This is a genomic window from Roseivirga sp. YIW32 (assembly GCF_057219245.1).
The window spans coordinates 535,255-557,676 of record NZ_JBXVVG010000001.1 but is presented as its reverse complement, the minus strand read 5'-3'; the positions used below and the strand labels follow the sequence as shown (position 1 = coordinate 557,676).

General features: G+C 44.9%; 24 protein-coding genes. 17 read left to right on the top strand and 7 right to left on the bottom strand.

Annotation, left to right across the window (positions count from 1 at the left end; translation table 11 throughout):
- Window positions 1–40: 40 nt before the first annotated feature.
- Window positions 41–1,093, bottom strand: coding sequence for a quinone-dependent dihydroorotate dehydrogenase (locus AC2D6U_RS02810; protein ID WP_484719419.1), 1,053 nt, complete (start codon window positions 1,091–1,093; stop codon window positions 41–43).
- Window positions 1,094–1,266: 173 nt separating this feature from the next.
- Here AC2D6U_RS02810 and AC2D6U_RS02805 point away from each other — a divergent pair, with 173 nt between their 5' ends.
- Both AC2D6U_RS02805 and corA read left to right on the top strand, forming a co-directional pair.
- On the top strand, window positions 1,267–2,148 hold the full coding sequence (locus AC2D6U_RS02805; RefSeq protein ID WP_484719418.1) for a mechanosensitive ion channel family protein: 882 nt from the start codon (window positions 1,267–1,269) through the stop codon (window positions 2,146–2,148).
- A gap of 31 nt (window positions 2,149–2,179) precedes the next feature.
- On the top strand, window positions 2,180–3,193 hold the full coding sequence (corA, locus tag AC2D6U_RS02800; RefSeq protein ID WP_484719417.1) for a magnesium/cobalt transporter CorA: 1,014 nt from the start codon (window positions 2,180–2,182) through the stop codon (window positions 3,191–3,193).
- A gap of 8 nt (window positions 3,194–3,201) precedes the next feature.
- Here the strand turns inward: corA and xerD are convergent, their stop codons facing one another.
- A complete protein-coding gene (gene xerD / locus AC2D6U_RS02795) occupies window positions 3,202–4,101 on the bottom strand; it encodes a site-specific tyrosine recombinase XerD (RefSeq protein WP_484719416.1) in 900 nt (299 codons plus the stop codon).
- Between xerD and AC2D6U_RS02790 the strand changes: the two genes are divergently transcribed.
- The 7 genes from AC2D6U_RS02790 to ppgK all read left to right on the top strand — a co-directional run bounded on the left by AC2D6U_RS02790 (window position 4,100) and on the right by ppgK (window position 8,265).
- Window positions 4,100–4,282, top strand: coding sequence for a hypothetical protein (locus AC2D6U_RS02790; protein ID WP_484719415.1), 183 nt, complete (start codon window positions 4,100–4,102; stop codon window positions 4,280–4,282). The genes xerD and AC2D6U_RS02790 overlap by 2 nt on opposite strands.
- Window positions 4,283–4,330: 48 nt before the next feature.
- The gene (aroQ, locus tag AC2D6U_RS02785) at window positions 4,331–4,753 is read left to right on the top strand and encodes a type II 3-dehydroquinate dehydratase (protein WP_484719414.1); all 423 of its coding nucleotides are present in this window, start codon (window positions 4,331–4,333) and stop codon (window positions 4,751–4,753) included.
- 32 nt (window positions 4,754–4,785) lie between these two features.
- On the top strand, window positions 4,786–5,358 hold the full coding sequence (locus AC2D6U_RS02780) for a MarC family protein (protein ID WP_484719413.1): 573 nt from the start codon (window positions 4,786–4,788) through the stop codon (window positions 5,356–5,358).
- Window positions 5,355–5,813 carry a ribonuclease HI gene (gene rnhA / locus AC2D6U_RS02775; RefSeq protein ID WP_484719412.1) on the top strand — a complete coding sequence of 153 codons (459 nt, stop codon included), beginning with the start codon at window positions 5,355–5,357 and terminating at the stop codon, window positions 5,811–5,813. The genes AC2D6U_RS02780 and rnhA overlap by 4 nt, the downstream gene beginning before the upstream one ends.
- 425 nt (window positions 5,814–6,238) lie before the next feature.
- Window positions 6,239–6,946 carry a tRNA1(Val) (adenine(37)-N6)-methyltransferase gene (locus AC2D6U_RS02770; protein WP_484719411.1) on the top strand — a complete coding sequence of 236 codons (708 nt, stop codon included), beginning with the start codon at window positions 6,239–6,241 and terminating at the stop codon, window positions 6,944–6,946.
- Between the two features lie 28 nt (window positions 6,947–6,974).
- Window positions 6,975–7,463, top strand: a complete 489-nt coding sequence (locus AC2D6U_RS02765; protein ID WP_484719410.1) for a VOC family protein — start codon at window positions 6,975–6,977, stop codon at window positions 7,461–7,463.
- Between the two features lie 55 nt (window positions 7,464–7,518).
- Window positions 7,519–8,265, top strand: a complete 747-nt coding sequence (gene ppgK / locus AC2D6U_RS02760; protein WP_484719409.1) for a polyphosphate--glucose phosphotransferase — start codon at window positions 7,519–7,521, stop codon at window positions 8,263–8,265.
- On the opposite strand, the gene AC2D6U_RS02755 is transcribed toward ppgK, so the two are convergent.
- A complete protein-coding gene (locus tag AC2D6U_RS02755; RefSeq protein ID WP_484719408.1) occupies window positions 8,256–8,897 on the bottom strand; it encodes a hypothetical protein in 642 nt (213 codons plus the stop codon). The genes ppgK and AC2D6U_RS02755 overlap by 10 nt on opposite strands.
- 94 nt (window positions 8,898–8,991) lie before the next feature.
- On the opposite strand from AC2D6U_RS02755, the gene AC2D6U_RS02750 reads away from it, so the two are divergent.
- Window positions 8,992–11,307, top strand: a complete 2,316-nt coding sequence (locus AC2D6U_RS02750) for a penicillin-binding protein 1A (protein WP_484719407.1) — start codon at window positions 8,992–8,994, stop codon at window positions 11,305–11,307.
- On the opposite strand, the gene AC2D6U_RS02745 is transcribed toward AC2D6U_RS02750, so the two are convergent.
- Window positions 11,304–12,653, bottom strand: a complete 1,350-nt coding sequence (locus AC2D6U_RS02745) for a saccharopine dehydrogenase family protein (protein ID WP_484719406.1) — start codon at window positions 12,651–12,653, stop codon at window positions 11,304–11,306. The two genes, AC2D6U_RS02750 and AC2D6U_RS02745, sit on opposite strands and share 4 nt — an antisense overlap.
- Before the next feature lie 107 nt (window positions 12,654–12,760).
- Here AC2D6U_RS02745 and cdd point away from each other — a divergent pair, with 107 nt between their 5' ends.
- Window positions 12,761–13,246: a cytidine deaminase gene (cdd, locus tag AC2D6U_RS02740; RefSeq protein WP_484719405.1), complete on the top strand. Its 486-nt coding sequence runs from the start codon at window positions 12,761–12,763 to the stop codon at window positions 13,244–13,246.
- A complete protein-coding gene (locus AC2D6U_RS02735; protein WP_484719404.1) occupies window positions 13,246–13,899 on the top strand; it encodes an alpha/beta hydrolase in 654 nt (217 codons plus the stop codon). Before cdd ends, AC2D6U_RS02735 begins: the two co-directional genes overlap by 1 nt.
- Here AC2D6U_RS02735 and AC2D6U_RS02730 read toward each other — a convergent pair.
- The 3 genes from AC2D6U_RS02730 to AC2D6U_RS02720 all read right to left on the bottom strand — a co-directional run bounded on the left by AC2D6U_RS02730 (window position 13,887) and on the right by AC2D6U_RS02720 (window position 17,426).
- Window positions 13,887–14,879, bottom strand: a complete 993-nt coding sequence (locus AC2D6U_RS02730; protein ID WP_484719403.1) for a hypothetical protein — start codon at window positions 14,877–14,879, stop codon at window positions 13,887–13,889. The genes AC2D6U_RS02735 and AC2D6U_RS02730 overlap by 13 nt on opposite strands.
- A 284-nt stretch (window positions 14,880–15,163) precedes the next feature.
- Window positions 15,164–15,853, bottom strand: coding sequence for a response regulator transcription factor (locus tag AC2D6U_RS02725; RefSeq protein ID WP_484719402.1), 690 nt, complete (start codon window positions 15,851–15,853; stop codon window positions 15,164–15,166).
- Complete coding sequence (locus tag AC2D6U_RS02720) at window positions 15,846–17,426, bottom strand: sensor histidine kinase (RefSeq protein ID WP_484719401.1); 1,581 nt, start codon at window positions 17,424–17,426, stop codon at window positions 15,846–15,848. Before AC2D6U_RS02720 ends, AC2D6U_RS02725 begins: the two co-directional genes overlap by 8 nt.
- 131 nt (window positions 17,427–17,557) lie before the next feature.
- Here AC2D6U_RS02720 and rpsF point away from each other — a divergent pair, with 131 nt between their 5' ends.
- The 5 genes from rpsF (at window position 17,558) to AC2D6U_RS02695 (ending at window position 22,420) form a co-directional block, all read left to right on the top strand.
- Complete coding sequence (gene rpsF, locus AC2D6U_RS02715; RefSeq protein WP_484719400.1) at window positions 17,558–17,914, top strand: 30S ribosomal protein S6; 357 nt, start codon at window positions 17,558–17,560, stop codon at window positions 17,912–17,914.
- Entirely contained in the window at window positions 17,911–18,162 is a 252-nt protein-coding gene (gene rpsR, locus AC2D6U_RS02710) for a 30S ribosomal protein S18 (protein ID WP_484719399.1), read from the top strand. The genes rpsF and rpsR overlap by 4 nt, the downstream gene beginning before the upstream one ends.
- A 24-nt stretch (window positions 18,163–18,186) precedes the next feature.
- The gene (gene rplI, locus AC2D6U_RS02705) at window positions 18,187–18,630 is read left to right on the top strand and encodes a 50S ribosomal protein L9 (RefSeq protein ID WP_484719398.1); all 444 of its coding nucleotides are present in this window, start codon (window positions 18,187–18,189) and stop codon (window positions 18,628–18,630) included.
- Window positions 18,631–18,847: 217 nt separating this feature from the next.
- On the top strand, window positions 18,848–20,791 hold the full coding sequence (locus AC2D6U_RS02700; RefSeq protein WP_484719397.1) for an alpha-1,4-glucan--maltose-1-phosphate maltosyltransferase: 1,944 nt from the start codon (window positions 18,848–18,850) through the stop codon (window positions 20,789–20,791).
- A gap of 9 nt (window positions 20,792–20,800) precedes the next feature.
- Window positions 20,801–22,420, top strand: coding sequence for a hypothetical protein (locus AC2D6U_RS02695; protein WP_484719396.1), 1,620 nt, complete (start codon window positions 20,801–20,803; stop codon window positions 22,418–22,420).
- Window positions 22,421–22,422: the final 2 nt, after the last annotated feature.

Below are 22,422 nucleotides of genomic sequence, written 5' to 3'. Positions count from 1 at the left end.
ATAATACGAAATTAATTGATTTTTTAGGAATCAACGTATGCTAGTTCGCTTTATTCCTTCGCTTCCATGCCAAAATTCCTTTATTGATTTTTTTGAGCATCGCGGGACCCTCATAAATGAACCCGGTGTAGACCTGAACCAGTTTTGCTCCAGCTTCCAGCTTTTCGATGGCATCTTCCGCAGTTGCAATACCACCAACACCGATGATCGGAAAGGCTCCTTTTGATCGCTCTGATAAATAGCGAATCACCTCGGTAGACCGCTTGCGTATTGCCTTTCCGCTCAACCCTCCAGCTCCGATCGCTTGAACGGTCGATCCTTCTGTGGTCAATCCCTCTCGCGAAATCGTTGTGTTGGTAGCGATCAAACCATCCAGCTTGATCTCGAGCATGATCTCAACGATGTCGTCCAACTGCTCATTGGTGAGATCCGGTGCAATCTTTAATAGAATCGGTTTTGTTGATGAATATTGCTCTCTTTCCTCTTGCAGTGTTTTTAATAATTCCTTTAAAGGCTCCTTTTCTTGCAGCGCCCGAAGGTTTGGGGTGTTGGGTGAACTCACATTGACGACAAAATAATGCACGTATTCGTAGAGTGCATGAAAACAACTCTTGTAATCTTCCACCGCTTCTTCATTCGGCGTCACTTTGTTCTTCCCAATATTTCCACCTATGATCACATGCCCTTTGTTCTTTTTTAAGCGCTCGATGGCGTCTTCCACTCCCTCGTTGTTAAAGCCCATTCGGTTGATCAAACTTTGATCGGCAGGAAGGCGGAACAATCGAGGAGCCGGATTACCGGGCTGGCCAATGGGGGTCAAGGTACCGATCTCGATAAAACCAAAGCCGAAGGCTGCCAATTCATCGAAGAGCTTAGCATCCTTATCAAAACCCGCTGCCAAGCCGACCGGATTAGGGAATTTGATACCAAAACATTCTGTTTCAAGCTCAGCAGATTTGAAATTGTATAAGCGGTCGGCCAGCGTGGCAATTCCCGGAATACGGAACAGTCGTTTGATCCAGTTGAATGAAAAATGATGCGCTGCTTCTGGCGACTTGGAGAAAAGAAGGGGACGTAAAAGGAGTTTGTACACAGTGGAAATTTTAGCAAAAATAGGAGATGTAGCAGTAAAGGGAAATGTTCTTACTTCTCTTTTTACAAATACCTGTCTTTCGCTCTTCACATTCGTCTAGGAAAGCTATCATCTCTTCTCTACTTTGCATAAAGAACGGAATTGTTCATACAATCCACTGAAACCCGATGCCTATGTCACAACCATTTGAGTTTCTAAAATTCACGGATAATGGCTACCTGAACACAGCCATCTATGTAGCGGCCATTTTCTTGGCTGCAATGATCTTATTGAAAATTCTTCGCGTCATCATGAATCGGTTTATCCTCAAATCGAGTGGTGACCTGAGGGTGGACCCTACCCAATTCAAATTCCTGAACAATGCCTTGGGTATGGTCATTTTCTTTAGTGCGGTCACGGTCATTTTCATGACCATACCCAAGCTGCGGACCTTGGGTGTCACTTTATTCGCCGGTGCCGGTATTTTAGCAGCCATCGTGGGCTTTGCCTCTCAAGCTGCTTTTTCAAATATCGTGAGCGGTATTTTCATTGTGATCTTCAAGCCCTTTCGTGTTGGCGACATTGTCAAGATCAGCAACCTATATTCAGGAGTAGTAGAGGACATCACCTTACGCCATACTGTGATCTCAGACTTTGAAAACAAGCGACTGATCATACCCAACTCCGTGATCAGTGCCGAAACGATTCACAACTCCAATATTGTGGACAAAAAGGTCTGTAATCACATCTTTTATGGCATCAGCTATGACTCGGACGTTGACCTTGCCACCTCGATCATTCAGGAGGAGGCCATGCACCATCCAAACTTCCTTGATAACCGAACTGACGAGGCCAAAGCTGAGGGAGAACCACCAGTGATCGTGCGATTGATGGAATTTGCTGAATCCAGCATTCAATTGAGGGCGAGTGTATGGACGGAAGGACCGCTTGAAGGCTTTGAATTAAAATGCGATATTAACAGAACCATCAAAAAACGATTCGACCGTGAAGGAATTGAAATACCTTTCCCCTACAGAACTATTGTCTATAAGGAGAAAAAGAAGGAAGAAAACTGAGCCGACACAAGCCGCTAAGAAACTCAACCAAATGCCTGGCTCACTCATCTACACCGGTGAGCAACATGTAGACGAGATGCTCATCGAGATGATTCGCTTCAATGCTGAAACGCTCGAAGAACGAAAGATCGGCCTGGACGAACTTGCCACTACCCCCCAAAAAGGAAGTGTGTTGTGGTTGAACATCATCGGGCTGCACGAAACAGATAAAATCCGCACCGTAGGCGACCAATTCAATATCCATAATCTGGCGCTCGAGGACATTCTCAACATGGGTCAGCGGCCTACATTCGACGAATACAATGAACAATTCTTTCTCGCGACCAAAATGATCAGAGTAGTTGACGATGTAGTAGTGTCGGAGCAATTCAGCCTGATCGTAGGCGAAGGCTTTCTCATTACTTTTCAGGAAAAGGAAGGCGATATTTTTGAAGGGGTTCGCAACCGATTGAGGAATGTGAAGGGCAAGATTCGCTTGAGAGGAGCCGATTACCTCGCATTTGCTTTGCTCGATGTAGTCGTAGACCATTACATGGCCATCATTGATGAATATGGGGTGGAGATCAATGAACAAGAAGTTAAACTGATGGATCATTTTGATCGTGAGATGATCAACGAGATCAACCTGAGTAAAAAAGAAGTCAACTATTTGCGCAAATACGCTCGGCCGCTCCGTGATAGTATTCTCAACTTCAATAAATCAGATCATTTCCACATTAAATCGACCACACGCCCCTTTTTGAAAGACCTTGTCGATCACATCACACATGTCACCGACACCATAGAGGTGTATCGCGAGAACATCAACGATAATTTCAACACCTACAACACCTTCATGAACAACAAGTTGAATGACGTGCTGAAGGTGCTGACGATCTTTTCCGTGATCTTTATTCCGCTCACCTTTATGGCTGGCATTTACGGAATGAATTTTGAAAACATGCCGGAGTTAAGCGAGCCTCTTGCCTATCCTATCCTCTTGGGTGTGATGGTTGCAGTTGCCATTACCATGATCTTGTATTTCAAAAGAAAGAAATGGCTCTAATTGGAGTGCTAGCTCCTAGGGTGAAATTCTTGAATGACCTGACGTAGATAATCACGATCGAGATGCGTGTAGATCTCTGTTGTGGTGATTGACTCATGCCCCAGCATTTCTTGAACGGCACGCAGGTCCGCACCTCCCTCGATCAAATGGGTAGCAAATGAGTGCCTAAAGGTATGTGGACTGATGGTTTTGTTGATCCCCGCGGTTTTCACCAAATCTTTGATGATCATAAAGACCATTTGACGACTCAATTGACGACCTCTTCTGTTCAAGAATAAGATGCCTTCAAACCCTTGTTGCACATCGAGGTGCACGCGTACTTCACTTTCATAGATGCGGATATACTTCAAGGCTTCCTTTCCGATGGGCACCAAGCGTTCCTTACTCCCCTTGCCCATCACCCGCAAAAACCCGACATCCCAAAGTACATTGGCCCGCTTTAGATTGATCAATTCCGATACCCGTAAACCCGAACTGTAGAGCGTTTCCAACATGGCTCGATTGCGTTGGCCTTCCGGTTTGGAATGGTCGATCGCCCCAAGGATTTTATCGATTTCTTCTAAGGAAAGCGTATCCGGCAATTTGCGTCCAAGTCTGGGTGCCTCTAGCAAAGTGGTTGGGTCCTGGTCGATCTCTCCCGCATAGAGCAAAAACTTAAAAAAGGACTTGAGCCCGGAGGTCATTCGGGCTTGGGAATATGCACTGAGTCCTAGTTCGTTGATGAATTCCAGAAAATCCTGTAGTTCAACAATCGACACCTGCAATGGGGTCATATCGAGCTGCTTCAATTCAATAAACTGCTTCAGCTTCTCGACATCTTGCATATAGGCCATCACAGAGTTCTCACTCAGTCCACGCTCCAACCGGAGGTAGTTTTCATACTCTTGCAGGTAGATGTCCCAAGCCATGTTCAAGTATAGTGAAAAATGGTTATTGGTTATGGGTACATCAAAAAACAGTCATCAGAAAACAGTAAACCCAGCGGCCCGACTGGGTATTATTTTAGGAATTGAGCCTTTATTCCTACTTCAAGAACAAAAAAGAAAACAAGACAAGCTAAAGGTAAATTTGAGTAGACTCGCGCTATAATCCATCTTCCATTTTTACCTCAAAGAGAACAGGTGTATATTGCTAACTATGAAAATCTTGGTGATCAATGGTCCTAACCTCAACCTTTTGGGAACAAGGGAAAAAAGCATCTACGGCGAGCAGTCGTTTGAGGAATTTTTCGCAGCGCTAAAAAAGCAATACTCTGAAGTAGCACTCTCCTACTTTCAAAGTAATGTGGAGGGTGAATTGATCAACAAACTGCACGAAGTAGGTTTTGATCATGACGGCATCATCCTCAACGCCGGAGGATACACCCATACTTCTGTTGCTATTTCAGACGCCATCGCTGCTATCACCACGCCAGTGGTCGAAGTACACATTTCCAATATCCATGCACGTGAAGCATACCGTCACACTAGCCTCATTACGGCCCATTGCGCGGGTATGATCACCGGCTTTGGATTGGCCGGATATGAAATGGCATTAGGTTATTTTATCAATAAAAATTGATTTACCTTCGCGCGATTTTTTAACAAAACAACATGCTAAATTTCACGCAAATCATCTCAGTCACGCTTATTCTCTTTTCAGTGATCGATATTTTAGGTTCTATCCCCATCATCATCGACTTGAGGAAAAAGGCCGGACATATTCAATCCGGAAAGGCCACCTTGGTCGCAGGCGTGTTGATGATCCTCTTTCTGTTTGTCGGCGATAATTTACTCAAGTTGTTTGGCATCGATGTCGGATCATTTGCCATTGCAGGTTCCATTATCATGTTCATCATCGGTATGGAAATGATCTTGGGCCATAACTTCTTTAAAAACGAACCCTCTGCTTCCAAAACAAGCTCGGTGGTTCCTATTGCCTTTCCCTTGATCGCCGGAGCAGGTACCTTGACAACGATCATTTCATTGAGGGCAGAATACGAAGAACTGAATATTTTGGTCGGTATTGTGGTCAACCTCGTCTTTGTCTTCATCGTCCTGAAATCGACCAATTGGTTGGAACGAAAGATCGGAGAAAACGGAATCGGTATCTTGCAAAAAATCTTCGGGATCATCTTATTGTCGATTGCCATTAAGCTATTCAAGGACAACATCCAAAACCTATGATCATCATTTATACAGACGGCTCTTCGCGAGGCAACCCCGGCCCCGGTGGCTACGGCACCGTGATGAAGTTCAAGGAGCACCGCAAAGAGATCTCTGAAGGCTTTCGCAAAACCACCAATAATCGCATGGAGCTGCTGGCTGTGATCATCGGATTAGAGGCTATAAAGGTGGCCAATGCCCCCGTCAAGGTGTATTCCGATTCTAAATACGTTATCGACTCTGTGGAGAAGGGATGGCTATGGAACTGGATCAAAAAAGACTTCAAAGGCAAAAAGAACAAAGACCTTTGGTTGCGATTTGCCGAGATCTATAAGAAGCATCGGGTCACGTTTCAATGGGTGAAAGGCCATGCGGGTATTGCAGAAAATGAACGATGCGATCAACTAGCCGTTGAAGCTGCAGAGGGTAGTGGTTTGAAGGTTGATGAAGGGTTTGAGTCGGGAATGTATTCTTAGTTGGAGGGCCGAGGTAGGATGTATGAGGTAGGATGTATGAGTATCGATGACCGAAGTAAGAATGGTGAATTTTGAATGTTAAATGTTGAGTGAAGAGCGTTGCCAATTCCACATTCATCATTAAGCATTAAAAATTATCAAGTAGGAAGTAAGAGGTAAGAAGACCGATGACCGATGACCGATGACCGATGACCGATGACCGATGACCGATGACCGATGACCGATGACCGATGACCGAAATTAATGTTAAGTTTTAAGTGCTAAGTGTTGTGTGGTACCAATAACCATTAATGGATAACCAATAAACAAATCAACAAATCAACACATTTTCAAATCATCAAATCACTAATGCTGAATTTTGAATGTTTAATGTTAAGTGGAGATAACCCTAATTCAACATTCATCATTAAAAATTAAACCTTGCTATGCGAAATAGCCATTTTCAGTTCAAGCAATTCAGAATTGATCAAGACCAATGTGGCATGAAGGTGACCACGGATGGCTGTTTTTTTGGGGCAGCAATTCCTGTCACTCCAAATTCAAGACTGTTAGATATTGGAACAGGAACAGGCCTCCTGAGCCTCATGTTGGCACAAAAAGCGGCAGTTGCCATTGATGCCATTGAGATTGATCATGCCGCCTTTTTGCAGGCCAAAGAAAACATCGACAATTCCCCATGGTCTGCTCAAATCAACCTACAGCACACCTCATTGCAAGCTTTTGAATCCACTGAAGCCTATGACTTGATCATTTGTAACCCTCCATTTTTTAAGAACAGCCAAAAGGGGGCAAATGAAAACAAAAACAAAGCGCTGCATGCGAGCCTGCTGACCATGGAGGACCTTGCCGAGAAAGCGAAAACCCATTTGAAGTCGGATGGTGAGTTTTGGGTCATGTACCCCGAACAAGAGATGATTGAGTTCATCAAAATGGCCGAGAAGAACACCCTCTATCCGATAGCAGAGATCCTTTTGCGTAATGTGGCTTCCGATCCTGTGTTTCGGAAAATCGTCGCTTTCGGTTGTCAATCCACTTCTGAACATCAGACAAAGGAGGTCGCCATTCGAACTAAAGAGGGCGCCTACACAACCGATTTTCGTTCTTATTTGTCAAACTATTACCTTCATTTTTAAACCACAGTCAACCTGTAATCCTTACACCATGAATGAAGCATTCCAGATTCCTGAAGGAAGCCATATTGGGCATGTCCATTTGAAAGTCGCCGACCTCGACCGAGCCATCGCCTTTTATTGCGACCTGCTAGGGTTCCAGGTGAAGCAACGCTTTGGTGACCAGGTTGCCTTTATTGCAAGTGGTGCCTACCATCACCACATTGGGTTAAACACCTGGCAAAGCAAAGGGCAACCAGCAGCCCCCAAACAATACCCCGGACTTTTTCATACGGCCATAGTGGTTCCACAACGCAACCATCTGGCGATCATGTATCAACGGCTTCGCGACCATGGCTATCCGTTTACAGGCTTTGCTGATCATGGCGTTTCTGAAGCCTTGTACTTGGATGATCCGGACGGCAATGGTGTAGAGCTTTATTGGGATAAACCCCAGGATGAGTGGCCGATCAATGAAAATGGCGAGCTGGACATGTACACCCGCCCCCTTGATCTTGAGGCCTTGGTTGCACTGCTGTAAGTCGGATTGGCAGATTATCCAAATTACCCTATCTTGGCAACCATTCGGTAGACTTATGGATATTTTAGGAATTGATGTCGGCGGTAGCGGCATAAAAGGAGCAATTGTTGATACGAAAAAGGGAATTTTGATCTCCGACCGGTTCCGAATCCCCACACCAGAAGGACGCAAACCCAAAGACATTGCCGCGGTGATCAAAGAAATTCAAGGGCATTTCCAATGGAAAGACAATATTGGTGTTGCTTTTCCTACCGTAGTGGTCAACAACAAAGCGAAGTTTCACAGCAACCTGGATGAAAGCTGGATGGGGGTACAAATTGATGACCTCTTCAACGACTATTGTGACGACAACACCTTCAACATCATCAACGATGCCGATGCTGCAGGAATGGCAGAGATGAAATTTGGCGCCGGAAGGCATCATCTGGGTACGGTCATTATGATCACCATAGGGACAGGCCTCGGTAGTGGCATGTTTTATGATGGCGTGCTCGTACCGAATTTTGAATTGGGCAGACTCTTTTACAAAAATGGGAAAGTCATTGAACATTTTGCTGCTGACTCAGCTCGTAAGAGAGAAGAATTATCTTTTGAGGTCTGGGGCAAAAGGCTCAATAAATTTCTCAAGCACGTAGAGCGAATCACCACACCTGACTTCATCATTTTGGGTGGCGGTGTCAGTAAGCACATTCATAAGTATCGGGCACAGATCAAGATCAAGACCCCTTACGTAGTGGGAGAAAAACAAAATAACTCAGGCATTATTGGTGCTGCGGCATATGCAGCTGAGCATCATAGGTGAATCTCTTGCCTGGTCAACTCCGCATAGGTCAAAAAACGATGCGCCCGCATCATCTCTTCATGGGTTGGTTTTTCAATATGTCTGGGAATGGGCAACAGGCGTAGGTCTTTTTTATCAAACGGTGGTGAGACCTTCGCACCATAAAAATGAGGCAACAGAATCTTTGAACAGCTGAAGGCGATGCGTTCAATCTCAAAGGCTTCAAAATGATTTTGTAAACGGCCATTGATCCCTTCAAAAAACTCAAGTCCACTGGCCAATCGAATGCGAGACCCAGCCCTCGATTTTCCTTTTGTTTTCAAGTGCTTGATCTGGCTCACGCCTTGTTTCTTACGCACCATGTAGGCGGTAAAGACCTTATGCGCAAGGCAATCCTTGCCATGAAAAAGACCAACAGTCGCCATACTCGACTGAACAATGCACAGGACATAGTGAAATACTCTGTCCCATTCCGGCTGCCCATTGGCATCGAGCATCAGGTCATAAGGTAAACGAATAGCGATCCTCTCTTCGTCGGTCTCCCACTCGTACCGGTGCTTCTCCTGTACATATTCAGGCGTTCCCAGCTCAGCCGATAATTCCATCAACAGTGATGCTAACTCCTCTCTTTCTTTGATGATCTCTGATTCCATTTGGATAGCAAATTAAACAGAATAGCACAAAGCACATGAGATTTCTGTTTCGCCTTAACAAGAACTAACTTTGCCTGTCGTTTCACCTAACAGAATGAAGAATAAAAAGAAGTTTCACGTCTTCAAGTACCTTTTCCTCTTGCTCTTATCGGGTGTAATGGCCATCTTCGGCTTCATTTTATCTGTGATCTGGGGGTTTTGGGGGCCACTCCCCTCCGACGCACAACTCGCTAATATTCGACAAAGTGAGGCTTCCGAGGTCTTAGATCACAGAGGTGAACTCATTGGCAAATACTTTATTTTTGACCGGCAGCAGGTCAGCTTCGACGAACTCCCGCAGCACTTGATCGATGCACTGATCGCAACAGAAGATGCCCGATTCTATGAGCATCAGGGAATTGACCAGCGGAGTTTGCTGCGCGTACTCTTCAAATCCATCCTGATGAATGACGAATCTGCGGGAGGCGGAAGTACCTTATCACAGCAACTCATCAAAAACCTCTACCCTCGTCAGTCCCACGGCCTGTTCACCATGCCGGTGAATAAGATTCGGGAGGCCTACTTGGCGACACGATTGGAAAAAGCCTACACCAAAGAAGAGATCTTAAGCCTCTATTTGAATACGGTACCCTTTGGCGACAACACCTTTGGAGTTGAGAGTGCAGCAGAAAAGTTCTTCTCTGCCCATACGGCTGAGCTGAGTTTGGACGAAGCCGCCGTGATCGTCGGAATGCTGAAGGCTTCCTATGGGTATAATCCACGGGTTTTTCCAGAAAAAGCCCTGAAGAGAAGGAATATCGTTCTCGATCAAATGAAGAAATACGGTTACCTCAGCCATGAAGAGACGCAGATCGCCCAGGCTAAACCCTTAACGCTGAGCTATCAAGCCTTTTCGCATGACAAAGGCATCGCCCCCTACTTTCGTGCACATTTACAAAAAGAATTGGAGAAGATACTGACGGACTACAATCAAGCAAACAACACCAGCTACAACCTCTTCACTTCAGGCCTGGTGATCGAGACAACTTTGGATAAAGACATGCAGCAAATGGCCGAAAGGTCAATGGAAAAGCACTTGACGGAGTTACAACGCGTGTTCGAAGCAAGCTATGGCCAGCGAGCGCCATGGATGCGGTCAGAACAGCTTCTTCAGGATGCTATTGAAAGAACTCCCTACTACAAACAGCTTTTAAGTAAAGGGTTATCTGCCACCCAAATTCAGGATTCGCTCAAACAACGAAGAAAAATGGAACTATGGGACTGGGGTGGTGATCAGCTTGTAGAGGCCAGCCCAATCGATAGTATTCGCCACTACCTGAAGCTGCTGAACGCAGGCTTGATCAGTCTGGAGCCCTCCTCTGGCGAAATAAAGGCTTGGGTAGGCGGTATCAATTACTCGCATTTCCAATTTGATCACGTGATCCAAGCCAAACGACAAGTAGGGTCTACTTTTAAGCCCATTGTCTACACCGCAGCCTTGGAAAGCGGCATTAGCCCATGCGAATTTATTCCGGCGCGAACGGTCACCTATACGCAATACGATGACTGGACCCCCACCAACTCCAGCGATATTGACGAAGAAAAAAGCTATGCGGTCAAAACTGCTCTCGCTCAATCCATCAACACCATCGCAGTGAAATTATTGACCACAACAGATATTGGCCCTGTAACTACACTGGCGCGTGAGTTAGGCATAACCTCGACCATTCCAGCTGTTCCTTCTATTGCGTTGGGCACACCAGAACTGAGCATGTACGAATTAGCAAAAGCCTACACGGCATTTGTCAACCAAGGGAAAACGGCTTCTCCTTTTTTCATTCGTTCGGTCAAGGACAAAACCGGTAAGGTGCTGGCTAATTTTGGGCCGACAGTAGCTGCAGAAAGAGTGATCTCCGAAGACACCCGCCAAGCCATGATCGAGATGATGAAGGGCGTGGTCAATGAAGGAACAGGAAGACGCTTGCGATGGAAATATGGATTGGAAAATGACATTGCAGGTAAAACCGGAACAACGCAGGATAACAAAGACGGTTGGTTTGTTGCCCTTAGCCCTAAACTGATCACACTAACCTGGGTGGGTAACGACGAGCACAGGATCGGGTTTAGCAACACGACCATTGGACAAGGGGCTAACTCCGCACTACCAATCTACGCTTTGTACCAGCAAGAGATGAATGCAAACACACGCATGGCTCGGTATACAACTGCTCGTTTCGCACCGCCTTCCTTACGTGTTTTGGAAACCTTAAATTGCGATCAAGAAAAATCACCTGGCTTCCTGAAGAAAGTATTCACCAATAGTGACAAACCGAAACTCAGTGGGGTTCAGATCGACACCACAACCACTGATGCAAAAAAACCGGGCCTTTTCAAACGGATCGGCAATATCTTCAAGAAAAAGAAGAATTAATCCGCTTCAAGTACCACTTCCTCTTCAATAAAATCGAAGCCAAGTGTTTCCAGCTCATTTAAAATAGGGTTATAAAACTCCGGTGATATCGGAATCTGGACGCCTCGCGCCTTGATCTCCCCTTTAAGCAATTGCTTGGCAGCAATGCCCAATGGTAGCCCGACAGTTTTGGCCATGGCTGTGATCGATGAATTCTCTCCTTCCGCAACCATGGCAGAACGAATGCGTTTAACCTTGCCCTCTTCTATGTAATCGAACAAATGCCACATCACGATCTGATCTTTTTGATCGGGTCGAATGGTCCATTTCTTTTTCAGAATATGCTCGAGGACCTGAGCAGGTGTTCCCTTCAACATGCCTACAGGCTCTTCTTCAAATAGATTCAGCCATCTCAGTTTGTGCATCTCTGGTCCATTGGCATCGAGCTGCATGTAATGTGCTAATTTCAATTCAACCGAATCGTGGGGATTATAGCTCAAAAATGAATTTAGGAACTGACGGTGCGTCATCTTGTCTACTCCTTCCATTTCGTAGGTATCATCCGTCGCGCCGAGTTGGACAAAAATATCCCATGCCTTGCAATAACCAGGTCTTCTCAAGGTACCCCGATAAAGTGTTTGAATACCGTGCAGATCATAAACATCCAGATATAGCAATGAATCACGATTGGCCAGCCCTTCAAAGTAGCCATGACCTGGGATATGGATCATCTCCGTGCGTCGAAAAAGCTTGTGGTAAGGAATGTACTTATAACGCCCCTCCTGAATGAACTTTACAGTACCTTGACCTGCCAAGACCACATTACGTGGATTCCAGGTAAACCCATATTGCCACGGATTATCGTCGTTTTGATCTGGGGCCAGAAGCCCTCCGGTGAAGGATTCGAAAGCTCTCAGCTCCAAGCCTTTATCTATGCGAATATGATCGATCACCTTCTTGGCCGACATATGATCGATCCCGGGATCTAAACCGCATTCATTAAGAAAAAGTAAGCCTTTCGCCTTGGCGGCGGCATCCATGGCTTTCATGTCAGGCGACACATAAGAAGCAGTGAGCAAATGCTTGCCATGGTGAAGACATGCTTCCGCAACGATGGGATGAAAACGTGCAGGCAACATGGAAATGACCACCTCGTTCTTTGCGACCAGCGCATGACATTCTTCCTCCTTGTTGATGTTAAAAGCGACAGCCTTGGCTCGAGGATGGCCCTTGGTCTTTTCTTCTGCCAGCTGTAAGGCGTAGTCTGCAATGGTCAATTGCCAATCGTAGGTTTCGGCATTATCAAGCAGGTAGTTGATCAGAGAAGTCGAAGAGCGCCCGGCGCCAAGAATCAAAATGTTGTCCATAAAAAGTCTTTGTGCTTGAATTAGCCGAAAAAGAAAACCATAGGCAAACGCAATCGGTATTAATCGTGAGAATCAAGAATTTTTCATATTCTGAATTAAATTCGCACATGACCGGAAGTATTAAAAGAGAAGTACTCATCACCACTGTTGCACGCGAAGCACTGGAAACATGGCAACGCGAACTGATCGAAAAAGCGGAAGAGGCTGCAGCAAATGCTTATGCCCCTTACTCTAACTTCCATGTTGGAGCAGCTCTTTTGACTGAAAAAGGGAGAATCGTACAGGGCAACAACCAAGAAAACTCGGCCTACCCCTCAGGTTTATGTGCTGAACGTGTGGCGGTGTTTGCTGCACGAGCGCAGTTCCCAGACGAAAAGATCAAGGCCATCGTTGTCACTGCCAGGAAAAAGGAAAGCGAACACTTCATTGCCGTTACCCCTTGCGGTAGTTGTCGCCAAGTACTCAGCGAGGTGGAAGACCAGCAGCAGGCACCTATTGTGTTGATGATGACCAGCACAAATGATGAGTTGTACGTGTCCGAGTCAATTGAAAACCTCTTGCCTTTCAAGTTCTCAAATAAATACTTGTCCTGATGGAGCATCGCATCAAATTCGAATTCAATGCTCGCTACGAAGTACTGGGCGAGCTACATGAAGGCGTAGAACAGCTTTGGTTTGTTTGCCATGGGCATGGACAATTGGCCAAGTACTTCATCAAGAAGTTCCAGGGGATCGATGATGGGAAAACAGTTATTGTGGCACCAGAAGGACTGTTTCGCTACTACTTACAAGGATTTACAGGCCGGGTAGGTGCCACATGGATGACCAAAGAAGATCGCCTTTCAGATATCCAAAACTACCTGACCTATTTAGCTGCCGTGATGCAGAAGGTCAAAGATCAACTGCCGTCAACCGTACGAACCACTTTATTTGGTTTTTCACAAGGGGCAGCTACGATCTCGCGCTTCGCTACCCAAACAGATGTAGACTTCCAAACCCTGGTGCTTTGGGCTGGCATTTTCCCGCCTGATCTCCCTCCCTTGACAAGTACAGAAAGGCTGAAGGGAAAAAGAACTTATTTCGTCATAGGTGATCATGATCCCTTCGCCACTGCTGATCGATTGAAAGAACAAGAAAAAATTGCCGAGGAATTAAAATTAACCCCCGAACGGATCACATTCGAGGGTGAGCATGAATTGTATGAGAAAGTTATCTTGCAAATTCAGAAAGATAACTACCTCCAATAACTCGATCGCAGGTAAGTTGTTAACAGCTTTTCAGGAATGATGGCTACCGGCCCCTTATAAATACCTCCATTATCTCCAATGTCTTCTACTCTAATGGACACGACATTACGACCGCTTTTGAGCAAGCCCTCGGGAATATCATAGACGCGTAGTTCCTGAAAACTCCTCGAGCGACCAAGGCCTAAGCCATCATAAGTCTCTCCAATTTTCTCTCCATTGAGATAGGTTGCGTCAAAATCATCGATGTAGCCCGCGACGAATACCATGCGTTCAAGGTTGGAATTCTCGGGAACAACAAACTCGTGACGGTACCAGGCAATATCACGGTAATTATAGATGCCTTTTACTCGCCAATTGGCCGGCACCATAATAAGTTCCCAATCCTCATCTTGATAATCAGGATCAGCATAGTCCTTGTTATCGCGTAACCTGAGTTTCCAAAGACCTTTCAGATTAATGACCTCTTGGTAGTCGTCATCCCCAACGAATAAACCCACATCACCACTGTAGATCCCTCCTTCGCCACCTTTGTCAAATACACGCACAGCGATCAAATTATCGCCTCCAAAATTGATCAATTCATCAGGAATCCTATACTCCCTTTTCGCTTGAAAGGCGGTATAATATTCAGGTGGAAAACCGCCGGAAAAGCCGATTAGTTGGCCGTTGAAAAAGACCTGATCTGCATCATCAATGTAGCCTAAGCTTAGGTAATGCACTCGGTTTTGGAGGAATTCATCACCACTCACATGCAGTCGATACCAAGCATAGCCATCGTAGCCGTTAAAGCCCTCTCTCTCCCACCTTCGCGGTACGTAAATCTCTTCCCAGTCGGTATCATCATAAGCGGTCGTCGCCCATTCCTTATGATCGCCAATGGAAAATTTCCAATCGCCTCGTAGGTTATACAATCGATTCAGCTCTTGACCAAAGGCTGAAAAGGATGCCATTAATAAGAAAAGTGTGACCAATTTTTTCATATGCTCATGTTAATAGAGTGCTGCGTGGCACTAGTTATTTTGTAGTTCTTGACCTTTGAACTCTTAACAAATCACGGAAAAATAAGAAGACCACATGTCATATGAGGGTAATCAGTTGTCACAAATTGTCACAGCTTAGAGAAATAGACGGTAGACGATAGACCATGAAAGCTGTAGATTGGACGATACGGTCAGTCATTGAGCTAAGGAGGGAAATCGCACGATTTTCCCTGTTTTGGTAATCGTTCTGGTGTCATCGTTCACCCGACATCGAGCGTCAAGGATCAAACTACCAGCTTATAGCCCACCCCATGAACAGTCAAAATGATCTGTGGGTCATTGGGATTCTGTTCAACACGCTGCCGTAACCTGAGAATGAAATTGTCAACTGTGCGAGTGGTAGGTTGCGCATCATAACCCCAAACTTCATTCAAAAGGTCATAACGACTGACTACTTCATTTTTGCGCTCTAACAAGAACTGCAGGATCTCAAACTCCTTGTACGACATTTTTACTACACTATCGGTGTTATGCGCCTGATACTGTGCGAAATCCAATGTGAGTTTACCGATGTGCTGTGGGCCTGTTAAGCCTCTAGGCGCTTCATTAACCGTTTGTCGGCGAAGGATGGCCTTTACCCGGGCGATCAACTCCCGTAGACTGAAAGGTTTGGTCAGGTAATCATCTGCTCCCAATTCTAGGCCGAGTACTTTATCGATCTCCTCACTTTTGGCCGTTAAGAAGATCACAGGAGTCATATCACCATTTTTTCGCATGGCTTTGCACACGTCAAAACCTGACATTTTTGGCATCATGACATCTAGGATGACCAAGTCGTATCGCTTTCGACTGACTTTTTCTAGTCCTTCAGCCCCATCAATGGCTACTTCGACCTCATATGACTCAAATTCGAGGTTATCCTTGAGGCCCATGCGCATGGCTGCCTCATCTTCAACAATTAAAATATTAGGCATCAGTGGTTGATTTCATTGGAAAAAATAATGTAAACGTACTCCCTTTACCAACTTCGCTCTTCACCTGTACCTCACCATCGTGAGCTTCTATGATGTGCTTGACGATGGATAGGCCCAGCCCTGCTCCTTTGGTATCATGCACATCGCCCGTGGGCACTCGGTAAAACTTTTCGAACAGTTTGGACGATTGGTTTTTCGCTATGCCAATCCCTTTATCAGACACCGCGACAAAAGCATGGCCATCTCGGTTCCCTGTAGAAACCGTTAATTCCTTTTCATCCAAACTGTATTTCATGCCATTATCGATCAAATTAACCAATACTTCAATGATGGCTTCCTTGTCTGCTTCAATGGGTAGGGCTTCCGTTGTTAGCTCCATTGTCAATCCAAAGCCATTATTCTCTAAATGATAGGAATAGGTATGCAGCACTTCTTTGACCACTTCATTCAGGTCCAAGCGGTCACGTTCAAAAACCCTTTTGCTTGCTTCGATCTTCGAAAAACTCAGAATACGATTGAGCATATTGGTTAGCCTCCCCACCTCCTTTGTAATGATCTCATAGTAGGTTTTCTTTTTGGCCTCGTCCTTCACCCGGTCCAAAAGCAAGGTCTCGGCAAACATATTGATCAGAGCCAGAGGGGTTCTAATCTCGTGCGAGACATTGGAAACGAAATCTGCTTTTTTCTGCGCCAGTTCCATTTCACGCTGTACATTTTGAAAGACCAATACCACCCCAATGATCAATACGAACATGAGTATTCCCAAGGCCATCAAATTCTGATCCCTCCGCTTGTTCACGGCCTCTTGTATCGTGCCTCCAGCGCGAGCAATGCCTACTTCAAAACGTGGAAGCAGATCAAGTGCTTGACTCATGATGTCACCCGTGAAGTTCTCTGCCGTCGAATAGACTCGGAAATCGTCCGCAATGCGATCACAAGTCAAAATAAAGTCGCCTTGTGACAATTCTTGAAGCTTGGGTACCAGTGTTTGGTCAATGAAGGAGACAGCATTGAAGAAATAGACATTGAGATAGTAGCTATCGTCAACAGAATTGACAAAGAATTGAAAATCAATCTCTTCTCCTTGATAGGTAATAAAGCCGTCGACCGGTTGTATCTTCTGAAATCCTCCTTCTTTCAAATAACGCACCAAGCGATTGACAATGTCTTCATTTGCATCGATCAGGCTATCTGTCTTAAGCTGAAAGTCCTCTTCGAAGAATCGAGGACCGACTCCCAAGAGTCCTCCTTCTATCCCATCAATTTCCTTTGTATAAAATGCACGGAAAAAGCGATAGGCAGTCAATTCATTCATTTGTTGCTTGGGATCCATTAGAAGCCCTTGCTTATATTGAACCATAGGCTTTAGGAGCGTTGTCAAGATCTCGTCGGACTTGTCCTGAATGGATTGATTGACCGAAAACAAAACTGATTCCAGTTGTCTTTGATAGATGGTCGTGAGCTCCTCTTCGTCGCTAGTAAGCGAGTTAAGCTGATAGATGCCGTACAGCACCACAGGCACTACTAAGATGATCAGCAGTAAAAAAATGGAGCGCTTACTTGAATTCGTCAACCTTCGTGTAATTTTACAATGAAATTAAGCATTCCGCTTATCCTTGATAAATTTGATGACATTCTTTTACAAGTCATTGATTTCTGCAGACTTCTTCATATCTTTGCAGCCCTAAAATTAAACATTAAGAAATGCTTAAAAATTACGAGACAGTATTCATTTTGAATCCCGTTTTGTCTGAAGATCAGATGAAGGATGCTGTCGGCCAGTACGAAGCTCTTCTCAAAGAGAATGGAGCTGAGATCGTGAACAAGGAGATCTGGGGCCTTAAGAAGATGGCGTATGCCATCCAAAATAAGTCTACCGGTTTCTACAACTTGATCGAATTCAACGCCGACCCTGCAGCCATCGCTACTTTAGAGATCGAATTCAAAAGAGATGAAAGAGTGATGAGATTTTTAACTGTGTCTTTAGACAAACACGCAGTTGAATACAACAACAAGCGCAGATCTGGCGCATTTAAGAAAAAGAAGGAGGTAGCAGCATGACACTGGTAAACGAACCTGTAAACAGAGAACAGCAGAAGAAAAAGTATTGCCGTTTCAAGAAGAATGGCATCAAATACGTGGATTATAAAAATCCTGACTTCTTGCTTCAGTTTGTGAATGAGCAAGGCAAGATTCTTCCAAGAAGATTGACCGGAACAAGCTTGAAATACCAAAAGAAAGTTACCCAGGCTGTAAAAAGAGCAAGACACATTGCTTTGATGCCTTATGTAGCCGACGGTTTGAAATAAGTGTAAGCTAAAACTGATAAGAAAATGGACGTTATATTAAAGACTGATATTAAAGGTTTAGGCTACAAGCACGACACCGTAACTGTAAAACCTGGTTATGCCAGAAACTACTTGATCCCTCAAGGCTTCGCTATCATGGCGAACGAGTCAAACAGTAAAATGATGGCTGAGAACGTGAGACAAGCTGCTCACAAAGCAGAGAAGATCAAGGCAGACGCTGAGGCAATTGCCAATGGCATCGGTGACAGTGTACTCGAGATCAAAGCAAAAGCTGGCGACAGTGGTAAGATCTTTGGTGCCGTAACCACTTTACAAATCTCCGATGCATTGAAAGAAAAAGGTTTTGACGTTGATCGTAAGAAAATCTCTTTCAAAGGCGAAGTGAAGATGGTTGGTGACTATGAAGCAGAAATTGACTTGCACAAAGAGGTCAAAAAAGATGTTGCTTTTAAAGTGGTAGCTGAATAAGCACTACTTCAACGATAATTAAAAGCCTTGGTTCTCACCAAGGCTTTTTTTATGCCTTGATCTAAGATCAATTAAAATTTAACTCAACCTCAACCGATTGCAATTTAAATGCTTGAGACGAGGTTGACACAGCCGCTTTTTTTTTCTTACTTTCAACAGGCTCAAAAGGAGCATAAATCCAAACCAACCATAACCAAAAAACCAACGCCTACCATTTATGAAATCCGGACAAAGCAGGGTAGTAATTGAAAACGTAAGCCCAGAGATCAACCATGGCCAGCATGCTGCAAAACGTGTCGTAGGACAAGAATTTCACGTTTCTGCTGATTTACTTGCTGACGGTCATGACGTAATCAATGCCCATATCAAATACAAAGCAGGAAATGCTCGCAGCTGGCAATATGCACCCATGCATTTGGTGGAGAATGACCGTTGGGAAGGCAGTTTTCAGGTAAAGAAACAAGGACCCTACACGTACACCGTGGAAGCTTGGGTTGACTATCCCCTTACCTGGCAACACAACATTGAACGAAAGATCGCAGATGGACAACATGTGCACGTCGAATTACTCGATGGTATTCAATACCTAAAAGCAGCTGCTCAGCTAGACAAAGCCCATGCCGACTACTTGAATGGTTTGGTACAGGCCTTTGAAGACAAGAAGCAATACAGTCATGCGATCAACGAAGCCCAGTCCAAAAAGCTTCACCAGATCTTTTGGAAGAACCCAACAAAGGAATTCGCTACCACTTACAGCATCAAACTTCCTCTTTACGTCGATAGAAAAAAAGCACTCTTCAGTACATGGTATGAATTTTTCCCTCGGTCTACGGCAAAAAAAGTGGGCGAACACGGCACATTCAAGGACTGCTTGGACGTGTTGCCTTATGTATCGAACATGGGCTTTGATGTGCTCTACTTCCCTCCCATTCACCCCATAGGCACTGATTTTAGGAAAGGAAAGAATAACAGCACTGAAGCCAAACCCGATGATGTGGGAGTACCATGGGCAATCGGTAACACCACTGGTGGCCATAAAGACATTCTGCCTGAGCTTGGCAACTTTGATGATTTTAAGCAGCTAGTCGCTTCGGCAAAGAAGCAAGGCATAGAAATCGCCCTAGATTTTGCCTTGCAGTGTTCTCCAAATCACCCGTATGTAAAAGAAAACCCAAGCTGGTTCAAATGGCGTCCCGATGGTTCGGTGCAATATGCCGAGAACCCTCCAAAGAAATATCAAGACATCTACCCCATCTATTTTGAATCAAAAGACTGGGAAGCGATGTGGGATGAATTTGTCAGCATCGTCCTCTTCTGGAATAAACTGGGCATCAAGATCTTCCGAGTCGATAACCCACATACCAAACCCTTCGGCTTCTGGGAGTATTTGATCGGAGAAGTGAAAAAAGTGGATGCGGATGTGCTTTTCCTTTCTGAAGCCTTTACAAAACCTAAAACCATGCAACGCCTGGCCAAGGTTGGTTTCACGATGGGTTACACCTATTACACCTGGCGCAATAACAAGCATGAACTGATCGAGTACATGACAGAATTGACCCAAGGTGAAATGAAGGACTACTTCCGACCGAACTTTTGGCCCAACACACCTGATATTAATCCTTGGATGCTACAGGGAGGAAATGAAAACCTGTACATCATCCGTCATATGATGGCGGCCACGCTCTCTTCCAACTATGGCATGTACGGTCCCGTTTATGAGCAGATCATTCATGAAGCCGTTGTCGGTAAAGAGGAGTATTTGAACTCTGAAAAATATGAAGTCAAGCATTGGGATTGGTCAAAGACGAATAAGCTGACGCACTTGATCGGACGAATCAATCAAATTCGAAAGGAAAACAGTGCGTTCCAATACACCAATAATATTCATTTCTGCACCATTGAGAACCATCAATTACTTGCTTACTTCAAGCAAAGTGAGGATGGGGAAAGCAATGTGCTATGCGTGGTCAATCAAGATCCTTATGGCCGTCAGAGTGGCTGGGTACAGGTACCGCGTCACCTCATGAAGGTGAAGGACGGACAGCCGCTCCGCATGAAAGACCTGATCACTGGAAATAGTTACATTTGGCATGATGAATGGAACTACGTGGAATTAGATCCTTATCAATTGCCGTATCATATTTTTGCCATCGATTATTAAACCGAACACATGGCCTCAAGCAAAGCATTTCATGATAAATGGGTAGAATCTTTTAACTCACCTGACTTCCGAGAAGGGTTTATCGGGAAGGTCCTGCTCAACTACATGATGAACACGCGCTGGTATGCTGCGAAAAGCCAGCAGGTAAAAACCATTAAAATCGAGCAGCAAATGCCTTTTGAGATGGATAAAGGCGAAACCGTATTCTTCATCACCATTGAAATGAACTTTGCCGCAGGTTTTACGGAATACTATTTCCTCACCTTGGGCTTTGTTCCTTTAGATACAGCGGTCGACTCTAAAGGAGTCATCGTGGAAACGAACTTGGGCAGTTTCAAGGGAAAGATCATTGACTCACTCTACCACGAGCCTTTTCGAAAAGCATTGTATGAGCAGCTGATTAGTCAAAAGACATTGACCAATGGCGAAACGAAATTACGCTTTGAACGAGGAAAGGCCTTACGATCTAGCCCACCCTATGAAACTTCGCAGGTGATGGGCTTTGACCAAAGCAATACGTCTATTGAATACAATGGTCAATACTTTTTCAAAGTATACCGTCGATTGTTCCAAGATGCTAACCCCGACCTTGAGTTAACAAAATTCTTATCGGAAGAAGGCACCTTTGCGAATAGCCCAAAGTATGGAGGCAGCATTAGTTGGATCAAGAATGAATTCGCCACACTCTCCATTGGCATCATGCAGGAGAAGGTGGCCAATGTGGGCGAAGCATGGAACCACACGCTGGACATGGTGAGTGGTTTCTTCGATCGTGTACAAGCGACCGATGCACCCATTGCAGAGATTCAAGACATCCCATCCTTTGCTTTCAAAGCCCCGAAAGACCTAAAGTCGGACCTGCGTTTGCTCATAGGCGACGACGTGATACAGAAGATTGAATTGATGGCGCAACGCATCGCCGAAATGCACATTGCTCTTTTCGGAAATCGAGTGGACACCAAATTCACCCCAACGACATTCAATGGCGATTACACCGTTTGGTTGAAGAATAGGATCATTTACCAGCTCAATGCACGATTCATTTTAGTGGAGGAAAACATTGAAAAGTTGAAAGGTTTGGCCAAAACGTATGCGCAAATGTTCATTGACAACCGAATCAACATCACCTCTCAGTTTTTGGCTTTTGAGGAAACACGCCTGAACAGCTGTCGAATCAGGATCCACGGTGACCTCCACCTTGGGCAGATCTTAATGACCGAAGACGAAGACTTCTACATTATCGATTATGAGGGGGAACCAGAAAGCACCATCCGCGATCGAAAAGTAAAACAGACACCGTTGAAAGATGTGGCTGGGATGTTGCGCTCCTTTCACTATGCGGTGTATGCCGTTATTTTTGATCCCAAAAAGAAATTCACTCTTTCGCAGGAACAGCTATTTGAAGCCGGCGAAAAGTATTACCGTGCCATTTCGGCCATATTTTTAAACAAATACGTCTCCACGGCCATGTCCCAAAATCTCAACATTAGCTATGCATCGGAGATCAATTACTTACTGAAATACCACTTGTTGGAAAAAGCAGTCTATGAAATAGGCTACGAGTTAAAAGCGCGTCCGGATTGGGCGATCATTCCACTTACGGGTATTAAACAAATTTTAGAAGACTAATC

Coding starts and splice junctions, on each gene's coding strand:
- AC2D6U_RS02805 (WP_484719418.1), top strand. CDS start 1,267: ATGTCACAACCATTTGAGTTTCTAAAATTCACGGATAATGGCTACCTG.
- corA (WP_484719417.1), top strand. CDS start 2,180: ATGCCTGGCTCACTCATCTACACCGGTGAGCAACATGTAGACGAGATG.
- AC2D6U_RS02790 (WP_484719415.1), top strand. CDS start 4,100: ATGTTCAAGTATAGTGAAAAATGGTTATTGGTTATGGGTACATCAAAA.
- xerD (WP_484719416.1), bottom strand. CDS start 4,101: ATGGCTTGGGACATCTACCTGCAAGAGTATGAAAACTACCTCCGGTTG.
- aroQ (WP_484719414.1), top strand. CDS start 4,331: ATGAAAATCTTGGTGATCAATGGTCCTAACCTCAACCTTTTGGGAACA.
- AC2D6U_RS02780 (WP_484719413.1), top strand. CDS start 4,786: ATGCTAAATTTCACGCAAATCATCTCAGTCACGCTTATTCTCTTTTCA.
- rnhA (WP_484719412.1), top strand. CDS start 5,355: ATGATCATCATTTATACAGACGGCTCTTCGCGAGGCAACCCCGGCCCC.
- AC2D6U_RS02770 (WP_484719411.1), top strand. CDS start 6,239: ATGCGAAATAGCCATTTTCAGTTCAAGCAATTCAGAATTGATCAAGAC.
- AC2D6U_RS02765 (WP_484719410.1), top strand. CDS start 6,975: ATGAATGAAGCATTCCAGATTCCTGAAGGAAGCCATATTGGGCATGTC.
- ppgK (WP_484719409.1), top strand. CDS start 7,519: ATGGATATTTTAGGAATTGATGTCGGCGGTAGCGGCATAAAAGGAGCA.
- AC2D6U_RS02755 (WP_484719408.1), bottom strand. CDS start 8,897: ATGGAATCAGAGATCATCAAAGAAAGAGAGGAGTTAGCATCACTGTTG.
- AC2D6U_RS02750 (WP_484719407.1), top strand. CDS start 8,992: ATGAAGAATAAAAAGAAGTTTCACGTCTTCAAGTACCTTTTCCTCTTG.
- AC2D6U_RS02745 (WP_484719406.1), bottom strand. CDS start 12,653: ATGGACAACATTTTGATTCTTGGCGCCGGGCGCTCTTCGACTTCTCTG.
- cdd (WP_484719405.1), top strand. CDS start 12,761: ATGACCGGAAGTATTAAAAGAGAAGTACTCATCACCACTGTTGCACGC.
- AC2D6U_RS02735 (WP_484719404.1), top strand. CDS start 13,246: ATGGAGCATCGCATCAAATTCGAATTCAATGCTCGCTACGAAGTACTG.
- AC2D6U_RS02730 (WP_484719403.1), bottom strand. CDS start 14,879: ATGAAAAAATTGGTCACACTTTTCTTATTAATGGCATCCTTTTCAGCC.
- AC2D6U_RS02725 (WP_484719402.1), bottom strand. CDS start 15,853: ATGCCTAATATTTTAATTGTTGAAGATGAGGCAGCCATGCGCATGGGC.
- rpsF (WP_484719400.1), top strand. CDS start 17,558: ATGCTTAAAAATTACGAGACAGTATTCATTTTGAATCCCGTTTTGTCT.
- rpsR (WP_484719399.1), top strand. CDS start 17,911: ATGACACTGGTAAACGAACCTGTAAACAGAGAACAGCAGAAGAAAAAG.
- rplI (WP_484719398.1), top strand. CDS start 18,187: ATGGACGTTATATTAAAGACTGATATTAAAGGTTTAGGCTACAAGCAC.
- AC2D6U_RS02700 (WP_484719397.1), top strand. CDS start 18,848: ATGAAATCCGGACAAAGCAGGGTAGTAATTGAAAACGTAAGCCCAGAG.
- AC2D6U_RS02695 (WP_484719396.1), top strand. CDS start 20,801: ATGGCCTCAAGCAAAGCATTTCATGATAAATGGGTAGAATCTTTTAAC.